The 13,031-nt window shown below is 43.3% G+C and carries 15 protein-coding genes; 13 read left to right on the top strand and 2 right to left on the bottom strand.

What is annotated here, in order from left to right; translation table 11 throughout:
• Positions 1-249 precede the first annotated feature (249 nt).
• From nagA to A0765_RS06685, 5 genes are all read left to right on the top strand, one after another.
• Positions 250-1,416: an N-acetylglucosamine-6-phosphate deacetylase gene (gene nagA / locus A0765_RS06705; protein ID WP_062005495.1), complete on the top strand. Its 1,167-nt coding sequence runs from the start codon at positions 250-252 to the stop codon at positions 1,414-1,416.
• Between the two features lie 217 nt (positions 1,417-1,633).
• Positions 1,634-1,822: a hypothetical protein gene (locus A0765_RS06700; RefSeq protein ID WP_005591029.1), complete on the top strand. Its 189-nt coding sequence runs from the start codon at positions 1,634-1,636 to the stop codon at positions 1,820-1,822.
• Positions 1,823-1,833: 11 nt separating this feature from the next.
• On the top strand, positions 1,834-2,679 hold the full coding sequence (locus A0765_RS06695) for an aldo/keto reductase (protein ID WP_062005494.1): 846 nt from the start codon (positions 1,834-1,836) through the stop codon (positions 2,677-2,679).
• 789 nt (positions 2,680-3,468) lie between these two features.
• Positions 3,469-3,834 (top strand): type II toxin-antitoxin system RelE/ParE family toxin, encoded by a 366-nt coding sequence (locus A0765_RS06690; RefSeq protein WP_048763986.1) that lies wholly within the window; start codon positions 3,469-3,471, stop codon positions 3,832-3,834.
• Positions 3,824-4,117, top strand: a complete 294-nt coding sequence (locus A0765_RS06685) for a helix-turn-helix domain-containing protein (RefSeq protein WP_048763983.1) — start codon at positions 3,824-3,826, stop codon at positions 4,115-4,117. Before A0765_RS06690 ends, A0765_RS06685 begins: the two co-directional genes overlap by 11 nt.
• 171 nt (positions 4,118-4,288) lie before the next feature.
• On the opposite strand, the gene lctO is transcribed toward A0765_RS06685, so the two are convergent.
• A complete protein-coding gene (gene lctO, locus A0765_RS06680; protein ID WP_048763982.1) occupies positions 4,289-5,425 on the bottom strand; it encodes an L-lactate oxidase in 1,137 nt (378 codons plus the stop codon).
• A gap of 215 nt (positions 5,426-5,640) precedes the next feature.
• Here lctO and A0765_RS06675 point away from each other — a divergent pair, with 215 nt between their 5' ends.
• The 4 genes from A0765_RS06675 to A0765_RS06660 are packed head-to-tail and all read left to right on the top strand — an operon-like array spanning position 5,641 to position 8,595.
• A complete protein-coding gene (locus tag A0765_RS06675; RefSeq protein ID WP_048763981.1) occupies positions 5,641-6,321 on the top strand; it encodes an amino acid ABC transporter permease in 681 nt (226 codons plus the stop codon).
• Entirely contained in the window at positions 6,281-6,958 is a 678-nt protein-coding gene (locus tag A0765_RS06670; protein WP_005592385.1) for an amino acid ABC transporter permease, read from the top strand. Before A0765_RS06675 ends, A0765_RS06670 begins: the two co-directional genes overlap by 41 nt.
• Positions 6,959-7,717, top strand: a complete 759-nt coding sequence (locus A0765_RS06665; protein WP_048763979.1) for an amino acid ABC transporter ATP-binding protein — start codon at positions 6,959-6,961, stop codon at positions 7,715-7,717. It abuts the gene before it with no gap.
• An 11-nt stretch (positions 7,718-7,728) separates the two neighbouring features.
• Positions 7,729-8,595, top strand: coding sequence for a cysteine ABC transporter substrate-binding protein (locus tag A0765_RS06660; RefSeq protein ID WP_062005492.1), 867 nt, complete (start codon positions 7,729-7,731; stop codon positions 8,593-8,595).
• A 111-nt stretch (positions 8,596-8,706) separates the two neighbouring features.
• Here A0765_RS06660 and A0765_RS06655 read toward each other — a convergent pair whose 3' ends face one another.
• Positions 8,707-9,519, bottom strand: a complete 813-nt coding sequence (locus A0765_RS06655) for a Cof-type HAD-IIB family hydrolase (RefSeq protein WP_062005491.1) — start codon at positions 9,517-9,519, stop codon at positions 8,707-8,709.
• A 162-nt stretch (positions 9,520-9,681) separates the two neighbouring features.
• On the opposite strand from A0765_RS06655, the gene A0765_RS06650 reads away from it, so the two are divergent.
• The 4 genes from A0765_RS06650 to A0765_RS06635 all read left to right on the top strand — a co-directional run bounded on the left by A0765_RS06650 (position 9,682) and on the right by A0765_RS06635 (position 13,029).
• Complete coding sequence (locus A0765_RS06650) at positions 9,682-10,284, top strand: DUF1361 domain-containing protein (RefSeq protein WP_062005489.1); 603 nt, start codon at positions 9,682-9,684, stop codon at positions 10,282-10,284.
• A gap of 164 nt (positions 10,285-10,448) precedes the next feature.
• Positions 10,449-11,870, top strand: a complete 1,422-nt coding sequence (locus A0765_RS06645; RefSeq protein WP_061911027.1) for an NCS2 family permease — start codon at positions 10,449-10,451, stop codon at positions 11,868-11,870.
• A gap of 204 nt (positions 11,871-12,074) precedes the next feature.
• On the top strand, positions 12,075-12,515 hold the full coding sequence (gene tsaE / locus A0765_RS06640) for a tRNA (adenosine(37)-N6)-threonylcarbamoyltransferase complex ATPase subunit type 1 TsaE (RefSeq protein ID WP_062005486.1): 441 nt from the start codon (positions 12,075-12,077) through the stop codon (positions 12,513-12,515).
• Positions 12,508-13,029, top strand: coding sequence for a GNAT family N-acetyltransferase (locus A0765_RS06635; protein WP_062005485.1), 522 nt, complete (start codon positions 12,508-12,510; stop codon positions 13,027-13,029). The genes tsaE and A0765_RS06635 overlap by 8 nt, the downstream gene beginning before the upstream one ends.
• Positions 13,030-13,031 lie beyond the last annotated feature (2 nt).

Here is a 13,031-nt window from a genome sequence, read left to right as displayed (position 1 = left end):
TCGAGCAAGACGCAGTGGTTGAGTGGGATCTACTACGCTGATTTCATCAGCTTTTACAGTCCTACTCAACTGTGCGGAGGTGGGACGACGAAATCGAATTCTAACGAATTCCCGATTTCTGTCCCACTCTCTTTTCTTGATTTAAATAATATAATAAATTTTTCCAAAAAAGAGGTATAGACCATTTACAAATAAAATAGAAAGCGTTATAATAGAGTCAATAGAAATAGAACAAGAGGAGGCAGTCAGATGCCTAAATATATAAAAGCCGATCAGTTCTTCTATCCTCAAGGGATTCGCAAGGGTGGATTTTTGGAAGTGATTGATGGAAAATTTGGAAAATTAGTACAGGAAGTCCCTGCGGATGCGGAAGTGGTGGATTACACAGGCTACTCTGTCGCACCGGGTCTAGTGGACACCCATATCCATGGTTTTGGTGGGGTTGATGTCATGGACAATAACATCGAAGGTACCCTCCATACCATGAGTGAAGGTCTTTTGACGACGGGGGTGACTAGTTTCCTGCCGACTACGCTGACATCATCTTACGAGCAACTTCTAGCTGTGACGGAAAATATTGGTGCTCGTTACCAAGAAGCAAGTGGTGCCAAGATTCGTGGTCTCTACTTTGAAGGGCCTTACTTCACTGAAAAGTACAAGGGTGCCCAAAACCCAGCCTACATGAAGGATCCTCGTATGGATGAATTTCGTGCTTGGCAAAAGGCAGCCAATGGCCTGCTTAATAAGATTGCTTTGGCACCTGAGCGTGAGGGCGTGGGAGAATTTGTCCGTACCATCACTGATGAAGGTGTGACAGTCGCTTTGGGGCACTCTGATGCGACCTATGACGAAGCCAAAGCAGCAGTAGAAGCAGGAGCCAGTGTCTGGGTACATGCCTACAATGGTATGCGGGGCTTGACCCACCGTGAGCTAGGTATGGTTGGGGCTATGTACGAGCTGCCTCACACTTACGCAGAGTTGATTTGTGATGGTCACCACGTGGATCCCAAGGCCTGTGATATTTTGCTCAAGCAAAAGGGCCATGAACATGTAGCTCTCATCACAGACTGTATGACTGCAGGTGGGCTGGAAGACGGCGACTATATGCTGGGAGAATTTCCAGTGGTGGTAGCCAATGGCACAGCTCGTCTCAAATCGACTGGTAACTTAGCAGGATCAATTCTGCAGCTCAAAGACGGCCTCAAAAATGTGGTTGAGTGGGGCATTGCAAATCCTCACCAAGCAGTCATGATGGCCAGTCTCATCCCAGCAAAATCCGTCCACATTGACGATGTCTGTGGCCAGATCAAGGAAGGCTACGATGCCGACTTTATCGTGCTGGACAAGGATTTGGAGCTGGTTGCTACTTATCTGGATGGCGAAAAACGCTTTGAAGCTGCCTCCAGTATTCTTTAATTGAGTCTCCTTATATTTTTAGAAAGGATGGGGTAACCTGTCCTTTTTAATGTGGAGCTACTTCTTTTTCCCTAGGATTTGCTAGAGGGACTTGGGCAAAGCTAGAATGGTTGGCGCAACTAGAAAGTCTCTGAGATATTTTTCTTAACAGATGGTAGTGCTTTCTCAATGAAAGAGAAGATGTTATAATAGGGTTATCACAGATGAGGAGGACAGGATGAAAAAGATTGATTATAAATTTATGGGAATGGGCTTGGTATTCCTCTTCTTTGGATTGCTACTGCATCGTTTCTTGATATTTATTGCTGGGTTGGCCTTTATCATTTACAGCTTTTTCAGCCGAGGTATGGCTCCAACCAAGGAAAATATCTTTAAGCCAAAATTAGCCAAAAGAAAGAAAAAATAAGGAGAATAGATATGAAAAATTATACCCTTAACAATGGTGTCAAGATCCCAGTCTTGGGCTTTGGTACTTGGAAGGCTCAGGACGGAGAAGAGGCTTATCAGGCAGTCTTAGCCGCCCTTAAGGCTGGCTATCGCCACATTGATACAGCAGCTATCTATAAGAATGAGGAGAGTGTCGGTCGAGCAATCAAAGACAGCGGCATTCCGCGTGAAGAGCTCTTCATCACCACCAAGCTCTGGAATAGCAAGCATACTTATGAAGAGGCCATGGAAGCCTTTGACAGCTCTATGGAGCGGTTGGGGCTGGATTATCTGGATCTCTACCTTATCCACTGGCCAAATCCTAAGCCTTTACGAGAAGATGGAGCTTGGCAAAAGCGCAATGCAGAAGTTTGGCGGGCTATGGAAGACCTCTACCAAGCTGGTAAGATCCGAGCGATCGGCGTCAGCAATTTCCTGACTCATCACCTAGAAGCTCTGCTGGAAACAGCGCGCGTCACTCCAGCTGTCAATCAAATCCGCCTAGCGCCAGGTGTTTATCAGACAGAGGCGGTAGACTTCTGCCGTGCTCATGATATCCTACTTGAAGCTTGGGGACCATTTGGGCAAGGCGAACTCTTCCAAAATCCAGCCGTGCAGGCGATAGCAGATAAGTATGGCAAGACCATTGCCCAAATCGCTCTAGCTTGGAGCTTACAAGAAGGCTTCCTACCCCTGCCTAAGTCAGTCACTCCGAGTCGGATTGCTAGCAATCTGGATTGCTTTGACATCGAACTGAGTCCTGCTGACTTAGAGATTCTCAAAAATATCAGCGGTTTGGAAGGCGGAGCACCTAATCCAGATGGGATGGATTTTTAAGCGATAGACGAACATCTTTTTAGTTGAAATCAAGCTACTCGATATGTTAGTTATTGGTATTTAATGAAGTTTTATAGTGACCTAGGCCTCGGCCGGTCACTTTTCCTATAGAATCATTGCAACCTAGTCCTCGGCTGGTCACTTTTCCTATAGAATCATGGCAACGTAGACATCGGCTAATCACTTTTCCTATAGATTCGTAGCAACCTAGTCCTCGGCCGATCACTTTTCCTATAGTTTCGTGGCAACTTGGTTCTCGGCTGTCTACTTTTCCTATAGATTCTTGGCAATCTAGGCCTCGGCTGGCCACTTTTTCTATAGATTTATGGCAATCTAGGCATCGGACGCTCTTTTCATTGCTATTTATAAGATCCATCGCCCCTCGGTCATTTGTCGTCAAAAACAAGTGCCAGATGAGGGTCTCTCAAGAGACTATAGTTTCTTGAAAAGAAGAATTAGTTTTTATAGGTTCTTTTGAAGATTATAAGGGTATTGCTATTGCAGTTATACCGAATCGGAAGTTATGATTTTTTATCATAGGTTTAAAACAAAAGTATTGGTAAAATATGGTTACAAAGCATAGTTGTCTATTTCGCTAACCTTGCTAATCTTATTAGTTCTCACAAAGATAAATACTGTCCTCATTGCACCAATAAGGGCGCTATTTTCGAATTATATAAATGAGTCCCTTTTGAATATTTCTAAGGGGACTTATCAGTATTTGATAACTTAAAAGTATTTACTTTCGATAGCTTTTGAGTTATAATAAATTCGAAAAGAGGATGCTTTGTGCACACTATTTATTTTTATAAAGATAAACATGGGAATCAACCAGTTTTGGACTATATGAAGGAGCTGGCTAGTCTTAACAGCAAGGATAGCCGGATCAAACTCAATAAGCTCAATGACTATATCGAGCTCTTGAGTCAACAGGGAACTCGTGCCGGTGAGCCCTACATCAAGCATCTAGAGGCAGAGATTTGGGAATTACGACCCTTACGGGATCGGATTTTATTTGTGGCTTGGATAGATGGAAGTTTTGTCTTACTGCATCATTTTGTTAAAAAGACGCAAAAGACTCCCAGACGGGAGATTGAGAAGGCCAAACGAGAGTTGCAAGATTTGAAAGAAAGAGGGCTAAAAGATGAAGAATAGTGCTATTGGAAGTAATTGGAAAGAAGTGAGGGCAGAGCTTTTCACCAAGGAAGAAATCCTAGAAAGTGATCTGAGGGTAGCGATTATGACAGAGCTGATCGAGGCCAGACATGAAAAGGGCATTAGCCAAAAGAAGCTTGAAGAACTCAGTGGGGTCAGTCAACCTGTCATCGCTCGAATGGAGACAGGAAAGACCAACCCTCAATTGGATACGGTATTGAAAGTATTAGCAAGCCTTGGCAAGACCCTAGTCGTTGTCCCACTAGAGCAAGAAAAGGTTTAATAGAAAATAAGAAATAAATATTAGAGAAACGAATCAAACTTACCAGAGGCTTTGACCAATCTCTGCCATAGAGCCAGCTTAGATGCACTCTGATTAAAAACCACACTCCAATCGTTAGATTTCATGTCTAACTTTTGGGGTGTGTTTTTTCATTATAAATTGCTTTATTTATCAATACAATTTCAAATCACGAGGGTCAACTGGGAAAGTTGGATTGTATGGATTGTGACGTAGTTTGAAGTGTTTGACATCTTCGATGGTTTGAGTTCCAGATAGTTGCATGACGGTTTTTAGTTCAGTATTTAGGTGTTCAAAGACTTGGCGAACACCGACGCTACCACCGAGGGCTAGGCCATAAATGACAGGACGTCCAATGGCTACTAAGTCTGCTCCTGAAGCCAAGGCTTTAAAGACGTGTTGGCCACGGCGAATACCAGAGTCAAAGACAATCGGCACACGTTTATCAACTGCTTCAGCAACTTCTTGAAGTGAGTCAAAGGCAGCTGGTCCACCGTCGATTTGGCGGCCACCGTGGTTGGTTACCCAGATTCCAGAAGCACCTGCAGCAAGCGAACGTTCGACATCTTCACGGCATTGAGGACCTTTGACATACACGGGGAGTCCTGAGTATTCAGCGATAAACTCAACATCTCGTGGCGACAGGCGTTGTTTTGCTGATTTGTAGACAAAGTCCATGGACTTACCAGCACCTTCGGGTAAGTATTCTTCAACGATAGGCATGCCAACTGGGAAAACAAAACCATTACGCTTATCAACCTCACGATTGCCCCCTACAGTCGCATCCGCAGTTAAGACAATGGCTGTGTAGCCTTCTGCCTTGACACGATCCATGATATGGCGGTTAATGCCATCATCTTTGCTGAAGTAAAATTGGAACCAGTGCGGTGTTCCTTGGAGGGCTTGAGAAATTTCTGGAAGATCAACAGTGGAGTAGGAGCTGGTTGTATAAAGAGAGCCAAACTCATGTACACCACGCGCAGTAGCGACTTCCCCTTGCTCATTTGCTAATTTATGGGCTGCAACAGGCGCCATGATGATTGGTGAAGACAGTTTTTCGCCTGCAAATTCAATCTCAGTGCTTGGGTTTTCCACATCACAGAGTGTATGAGGAACAATGAGTTTATGATTAAAAGCTCGAATGTTCTCGCGTAAAGTGAACGTGTCCTCAGCTCCACTTGCGATGTAGCCAAAAGCAGCTTTAGGAATGACTTGCTGCGCCATGGGCTCCAGATCATAGGTATTAATAAAATCCACAGGGCCTTCAGCATTGCTTGTTTTGTATGACATAAAATGTCCTCCTTGATAAAAGTAAACGTTTACTTTTTGATTTACAGGAACATCTTAACTCTTTTTCATGTCATTTTCAAAAATTTTGTCTGGAAGTTTCAGTTTGCAATAGAGATGATAAATATTTTTTATCATTGTGATAGAAAATACATATTATCCAAACATGTCTTTTAGTGCTACAATAGCTGTATTATTCCTAGATGGGAGGTTCTCTTTTGGATTGGTCCATTGTTGAACAATATCTACCATTATATCAAAAGGCATTTTTTCTAACCCTGCATATCGCAGTTTGGGGCATTTTGGGAGCTTTTCTAGTTGGTTTACTTGTTAGTATTATCCGGCATTATCGTATCCCTGTTTTGACACAGCTAGCCACAGCTTATATTGAATTGTCGCGAAATACGCCCCTTTTGATTCAACTCTTCTTTCTCTACTTCGGGCTTCCTCGGATTGGGATTGTCCTTTCTTCAGAGGTCTGCGCCACCCTTGGTCTTATCTTTTTGGGAGGTTCCTATATGGCGGAATCCTTCCGAAGCGGGCTAGAAGCAGTTAGTCAAACCCAGCATGAGATTGGCTTAGCGATCGGTCTGACACCCGCTCAAGTTTTTCGCTACGTAGTCTTGCCACAAGCCACAGCAGTCGCTCTGCCATCCTTCAGTGCCAATGTGATTTTCCTGATCAAGGAAACCTCTGTCTTCTCTGCGGTTGCTCTAGCCGACCTCATGTATGTTGCCAAGGACTTGATTGGGCTTTACTATGAGACAGATATTGCACTGGCTATGTTGGTAGTGGCCTATCTTATCATGCTCCTGCCTATATCATTGTTCTTCAGTTGGATAGAAAGGAGGCTCCGCCATGCAGGATTCGGGAATACAAGTACTCTTTCAGGGAAATAATCTTTTGCGGATCTTACAGGGATTGGGAGTCACGATTGGCATTTCCATCCTCTCTGTCCTCTTATCCATGATTTTCGGTACGGTCATGGGAATCATCATGACCTCTCATTCTAGAGTCGTTCGTTTTTTGACACGCTTTTATCTAGAATTTATCCGTATCATGCCCCAGCTGGTGCTACTCTTCATTGTTTATTTCGGTTTGGCTCGAAATTTTAATATCAACATTTCTGGAGAGACTTCTGCCGTTATCGTTTTTACCCTTTGGGGAACGGCTGAGATGGGAGATTTGGTGCGTGGAGCTATCACTTCCCTTCCTAAACATCAGTTTGAAAGCGGACAGGCGCTGGGGTTGACGAATTTCCAACTTTACTACCACATCATCATTCCACAGGTCTTGAGAAGACTGCTTCCGCAGGCCATCAATCTCGTCACTCGGATGATTAAAACGACTTCTCTGGTTGTTTTGATTGGGGTTGTTGAAGTTACAAAAGTGGGGCAGCAAATCATCGATAGCAATCGCTTGACCATTCCAACAGCATCCTTTTGGATCTACGGTACCATACTGGTTCTGTATTTCGCAGTTTGCTTTCCTATTTCCAAGCTATCCACTCACTTAGAAAAACACTGGAGGAACTAAATGTCTGATACCATATTAGAAATCAAGGATCTAAAAAAATCCTTTGGAGACAATCCCATCCTCCAAGGACTCTCCCTAGAAATCAAAAAAGGGGAAGTAGTGGTTATTCTAGGACCATCCGGTTGTGGGAAAAGCACTCTCCTTCGCTGCCTTAACGGCCTAGAAAGCATTCAGGGTGGAGATATTCTTCTGGATGGCCAGTCCATTATTGGAAGCCAGAAAGACTTTCACTTGGTTCGTCAAAAGATTGGCATGGTCTTTCAAAGTTATGAACTCTTTCCCCATCTGGACGTTTTGCAGAACCTTATCCTAGGTCCTATCAAAGCACAAGGACGGGATAAGAAAGAAGTGACTGAAGAAGCCCTACAATTATTGGAACGCGTCGGACTGCTAGATAAAAAACACAGTTTCGCTCGCCAATTATCTGGTGGTCAGAAACAACGGGTTGCCATTGTCCGTGCCCTGCTCATGCATCCAGAAATTATCCTCTTTGACGAGGTGACGGCTTCGCTTGATCCAGAAATGGTGCGTGAGGTCCTCGAACTCATCAACGACCTAGCTCAAGAAGGTCGTACCATGATCTTGGTGACCCACGAAATGCAGTTTGCTCAAGCCATTGCGGACCGGATTATCTTCCTCGATCAAGGGAAGATTGCCGAAGAAGGAACGGCTCATTCTTTCTTTACCAATCCACAAACCAAACGAGCACAAGAATTTTTAAACGTTTTTGACTTTAGCCAATTTGGCTCATATTTATAAAGGAGATTCTTATGAAACTACTCAAATCGCTCTTAACTGTTTTGGCACTTGCCTTTGCCCTCATCTTTGTTACAGCTTGTGGCTCAGGCGGAAATGCTACTTCTTCATCTGGTAAAACTACTGCCAAAGCTCGCACTATTGATGAAATCAAAAAAAGTGGAGAACTTCGAATTGCTGTATTTGGAGACAAGAAACCTTTTGGTTATGTAGACAACGACGGCTCTTACCAAGGTTATGACATCGAACTGGGAAATCAGTTGGCCAAAGACCTCGGTGTTAAGGCAAAATACGTGTCTGTTGATGCTGCCAACCGTGCGGAATACTTGATTTCTAACAAGGTGGACATCACCCTTGCCAACTTTACCGTCACAGACGAACGTAAGAAACAAGTTGACTTTGCCCTTCCATACATGAAGGTTTCACTGGGTGTTGTGTCTCCTAAGAAAGGTGTTATCACAGATGTTAAACAGCTTGAAGGCAAAACTTTGATTGTCACAAAAGGAACTACCGCTGAAACGTATTTTGAGAAAAATCATCCAGAAGTTAAACTTCAAAAATACGACCAATACAGTGACGCTTATCAAGCTCTTTTGGATGGACGTGGAGATGCCTTTTCAACTGACAATACTGAAGTTCTAGCTTGGGCTCTTGAAAATAAAGGATATGAAGTAGGAATTACTTCGCTTGGCGACCCAGATACTATTGCACCAGCAGTCCAAAAAGGAAACAAAGAGTTGCTTGATTTCATCAATAAAGACATTGAAAAATTGGGCAAGGAAAACTTCTTCCACAAAGCTTATGAAAAGACTCTTCACCCAACCTACGGTGATGCTGCAAAAGCAGATGACCTCGTCGTTGAAGGTGGAAAAGTAGAATAGAAGCGTTAGTAAAGTAGAAAAATTCACCTTAAAAAATGAACCGCATCTCAACAGTTAGACAGAAAGAGTCTAGCAGTTGAGGTGCGGTTCAAATTATGTTTGTTTTGATTTCTACAAGTAGAGCTCAGTTAGCTTGTGGGCTACACCGTCTTGGTCGTTGGTGAGTTCAAGCTGTTGGTCAGCGTAAGGCAGCAGGGTTTCGCTGGCATTTTTCATGGCATAGCCTGTTCCTGCAAATTCCAGCATTTCGGTATCATTATGCTCGTCACCAAAAGCAATCAGGTCCTTGCGATCGACATTGAGGATATTGAGCAGGTACTGGAGGGCGAAGGCCTTGTTGACACCTTTAGGACCGCACTCAAGGATACTGAGCGGACCGCCCCAGGTATTGATGGAGAGTTCATGCTGGTAAAAGGCATTCATCTCTTCAGCCAGAGCGTATTTGTCTGTGGCATGGGTTTGCAGCAAGATAGCATTTGGATTTTTAGTGACCAGCTGGGCCTGAAATTGATTTTCTGGCTTAAAATTATCAATGCCAAAGAGCTTGGGATCTGCGATTTCTTCGTTTGTATTGGTGATGTAGAATTTCTTGCGGTATTCACCAGCGATGAAATCAGCTTCGATTTCTTCTTTTCGTTGAACCATATCTAGCAAAAAAGACTTGTCTACGGTCAAGGATTGTTCAAATTCCCACTTTTTTTCAGGAATATGGGTCAAAGAGCCGTTAAAATTTATCATGGGAGTATTCAGCTCTAACTCTTTATAGAAATCTAGAGCCATGCGGTAAGGACGGCCAGTTGTGATGATGACCTTGTGCCCTTTAGCCGATATTTTCTTGATGGTTTCTTTGGTAAAATCAGAAATCTTACTCTCAGAGTTGAGCAAGGTTCCGTCCAAATCTACAGCAATTACTTTATTCGTCATTCTTATTCCTCGTACAGTATCAATCAGTATAGTAAATCTATTATAACAGAATTAAGAATAAATGACACAAGTTGTGGTATAATGTTTCCTCAATAGCTAAGACGAAAGATGTCTGCTGACAGTCTATAAGCGAAGAGAGTTAAAGTAAGGGGAGGATCTTGTATGCGTAAACCAATTTTCATTCACATTTTTTTCCTACTAATTGCATTTGTTGTGTATATTCAGGGGATTACGGTTCAGGGACCAGACCTGATTTGGAATATGATTCTGGCCTTAATTGCCTATGACGCTGCGGTCTTAACGACGATATCTAAGAAGCAGAAATGGCTTTATCCACTTTTGTTGGTGGTTTGGTTGGCCTTTTATCCTAATACTTTTTATATGCTGACGGACTTGGTGCACATGACTTGGGTAGGAGATACCCTGTGGAACCCTGTCAGCATGCACCTATTTATGGCTTTTGTGCCGAGCATTTTATTTGGCGTTTACTGCGGAATTGAAAGCTGGAATATTTTGCGCGAGCGCTGGAAGTGGACTTGGTGGCTGGATATGCTTGTGGTTGCAGGTCTGTCTTATCTGTCGAGTCTAGCCATTTATATCGGTCGTTATGATCGCCTCAATTCTTGGGATCTGGTGACGCGACCCCAGCTAGTTGTCCAAAAGCTACTGGAAACCTTTCAGAAGGATCGTCTGGTATTTATCCTTGGATTTACCTTTATCCAAATCATGACTTTGCTCTTTTTAAGCAGAGAAAATAAAAAATAAGACACTTTAAAGTATTTTTTAGAGCAATGGGCTTGAAAAAGTGAATGTTTTTGAGTATAATCATAGTATTGTTCGTAAATAACGAATAAGCAGCACTGTTTTAAAGAAAATCAGGAGTTCTCTTTTATACAGTTGCCATAAAACAATTTAGGAGATTATCTATAATGGATAAATTATTTAAACTCAAAGAGCACGGTACGGATGTTCGTACGGAAGTTCTCGCTGGGTTAACAACTTTCTTTGCTATGAGCTACATCCTCTTTGTCAATCCAGCCATGCTGTCGCAAACGGGTATGCCAGCTCAAGGTGTCTTTCTGGCTACGATCATCGGTTCCGTTGCTGGAACGCTCATGATGGCCTTTTATGCCAACCTCCCTTACGCACAGGCGCCAGGTATGGGTCTCAATGCTTTCTTTACGTTCACCGTTGTCTTTAGTCTGGGATATACTTGGCAAGAAGCTCTGGGCATGGTCTTCATCTGTGGTCTGATCTCACTCTTCATTACCCTGACCAAGATTCGGAAGGCTATTATCGAGTCTATTCCATCAGCTTTACGCTCAGCTATTTCAGCTGGTATTGGTGTCTTCCTAGCTTATGTAGGGATTAAAAATGCTGGACTGTTGAAGTTTTCGATCGATCCAGGCAACTATGTAGTAGCTGGTAAGGGAGCTGACCAAGCGAAAGCTGCTATTACAGCAAACTCAGCTGCAACTCCAGGATTAGTTGATTTTAATAATCCAGCAGTTTTACTCGCTTTACTTGGTCTAGCGATTACAGTTTTCTTTGTTATCAAGGGCATCAAAGGTGGCATTATCTTATCTATCTTTACAACGACAGTCGTAGCGATTGCTGTTGGCTTAGTAAACCTGTCTGCGATTGACTTTGGTCAGCACAATCTGTCAACAGCTCTAAAAGAACTTGGACAAGTGTTCGGGGTTGCGGTTGGTCCAGAAGGCTTGGGAGCTCTCTTTGCTGATACGGCCCGCCTGCCTCAGACATTTATGGCCATCCTGGCCTTCTCTCTGACGGATATCTTTGATACTATTGGTACCTTGATCGGAACTGGTGAAAAAGTAGGGATCGTCGCAAGCTCTGGTGAAAACCATGAGTCAGAAGGTTTGGACAAGGCTTTGTACTCAGACTTGATCGGTACGACTATCGGTGCAATCGCCGGAACATCCAACGTTACTACTTACGTAGAGTCAGCAGCTGGTATCGGAGCTGGCGGACGGACTGGTTTGACAGCCTTGGTTGTAGCGGTCTGCTTTGCAGTATCTAGCTTCTTTAGTCCACTTTTGGCCATCGTTCCAACAGCAGCAACTGCACCAATCTTGATTGTCGTTGGGATCATGATGCTTGGCAGTCTGAAAAATATCCAGTGGGATGATATGGCAGAAGCTATTCCAGCTTTCTTCACCTCTATCTTCATGGGCTTCACTTACAGTATCACGAACGGGATTGCAGCAGGCTTTATCATGTATGCTCTTGTGAAAGTCATCAAAGGTCAAGCTAAGGATGTGCATCCAATGATTTGGATCTTAAACCTGCTTTTCATCCTTAACTTTATCAGCCTAGCTCTTTCTTAAGAATCATTGTTAAGAAGTTGGACATCTTCCAGCTTCTTTTTTATGCGAGAAAAATATTTGTGAATGATCTTAGTTTCTTTTTGATAGAAGTGAGTGGCCTGTTTTCGACAAAAGATTTGGAGGTCTATCTAATTTTTTTCAAACATTTTGCTTCCTCTATTAGAAAATTGAGCGCAAACGCAAATCTTCTGGTATAATAAAAGAATGTTTAGTCATAATGAAGAAGAATTAATCAAATGGGGCCAGCGTCTTGGAAGCTTGCTTCAGGAGCAAGATGTTTTGGTTTTGACAGGAGACTTGGGTGCGGGTAAGACGACCTTTACCAAGGGCTTGGCCCAAGGTCTAGGCATCAAGCAGATGATCAAAAGTCCGACCTATACCATTGTTCGCGAGTATGAAGGGCGTTTGCCACTGTATCACTTAGATGTTTATCGGATTGGTGAAGATCCGGACTCGATTGACTTGGATGATTTTCTCTTTGGTGAGGGAGTTACGGTCATCGAGTGGGGAGAATTGCTAGGTGATAGTTTACCAGATGATTATCTGAAGCTGACTCTTCTAAAGAAAGACGACGGCCGTGAGTTAGTCTTTGAAAGTCAGGGACGCCGTTCTCAGGAACTGCTGGAGGAATTGCTGCATGGCTGAGTTTGAATTGGTCTTGCGGGAGGCGGAAAAGACAGATGCCGCTGACTTGATTCGCTTTTTAAATCAAGTCGGAGCCGAGTCAGACTACATGACCTTGGATGAGGCTGGGATTTTGATGGATGAAGATCAGATGGTTCAGTTCATTCAGCGCCAAGCTGAGTCGGATAATCAGCTTTATCTCTTGGCCTTGCTTGATAATGAAATCGCTGGGATTGTCAGTATCACAGCGGATTTTCATGAGCGGATTCGCCACATTGGACAAGTCTTTATCGTTGTCAAAAAAGCCTTTTGGAATCAAGGTCTCGGTCGTATCTTGCTAGAAGAAGCTGTGGACTGGGCAGAAAATGGAAGTAGTCTTCGCCGTTTGGAACTGACTGTTCAGGTTCGAAATGAGCGAGCTGTTCATCTCTATAAAGAATTAGGATTTGAAATCGAAGGCCTGCAAAAAAGAGGGGCCTATTTAAGAGAAGGGATATTTCTAGATGTTTACCTGATGGGAAAACTGATAGATTGATG

The organism is Streptococcus cristatus (genome assembly GCF_001588905.1).
Lineage (GTDB): Bacteria > Bacillota > Bacilli > Lactobacillales > Streptococcaceae > Streptococcus > Streptococcus cristatus_N.
Note: the sequence above shows the minus strand (reverse complement) of the source record. Positions and strands in the feature narration are given on the sequence as shown.

Bases quoted from the DNA above. Each gene is read 5' to 3' on its own strand.
- nagA (WP_062005495.1), top strand. From the start codon at position 250: ATGCCTAAATATATAAAAGCCGATCAGTTCTTCTATCCTCAAGGGATT.
- A0765_RS06700 (WP_005591029.1), top strand. From the start codon at position 1,634: ATGAAAAAGATTGATTATAAATTTATGGGAATGGGCTTGGTATTCCTC.
- A0765_RS06695 (WP_062005494.1), top strand. From the start codon at position 1,834: ATGAAAAATTATACCCTTAACAATGGTGTCAAGATCCCAGTCTTGGGC.
- A0765_RS06685 (WP_048763983.1), top strand. From the start codon at position 3,824: ATGAAGAATAGTGCTATTGGAAGTAATTGGAAAGAAGTGAGGGCAGAG.
- lctO (WP_048763982.1), bottom strand. From the start codon at position 5,425: ATGTCATACAAAACAAGCAATGCTGAAGGCCCTGTGGATTTTATTAAT.
- A0765_RS06670 (WP_005592385.1), top strand. From the start codon at position 6,281: ATGCAGGATTCGGGAATACAAGTACTCTTTCAGGGAAATAATCTTTTG.
- A0765_RS06665 (WP_048763979.1), top strand. From the start codon at position 6,959: ATGTCTGATACCATATTAGAAATCAAGGATCTAAAAAAATCCTTTGGA.
- A0765_RS06660 (WP_062005492.1), top strand. From the start codon at position 7,729: ATGAAACTACTCAAATCGCTCTTAACTGTTTTGGCACTTGCCTTTGCC.
- A0765_RS06655 (WP_062005491.1), bottom strand. From the start codon at position 9,519: ATGACGAATAAAGTAATTGCTGTAGATTTGGACGGAACCTTGCTCAAC.
- A0765_RS06650 (WP_062005489.1), top strand. From the start codon at position 9,682: ATGCGTAAACCAATTTTCATTCACATTTTTTTCCTACTAATTGCATTT.
- A0765_RS06645 (WP_061911027.1), top strand. From the start codon at position 10,449: ATGGATAAATTATTTAAACTCAAAGAGCACGGTACGGATGTTCGTACG.
- tsaE (WP_062005486.1), top strand. From the start codon at position 12,075: ATGTTTAGTCATAATGAAGAAGAATTAATCAAATGGGGCCAGCGTCTT.
- A0765_RS06635 (WP_062005485.1), top strand. From the start codon at position 12,508: ATGGCTGAGTTTGAATTGGTCTTGCGGGAGGCGGAAAAGACAGATGCC.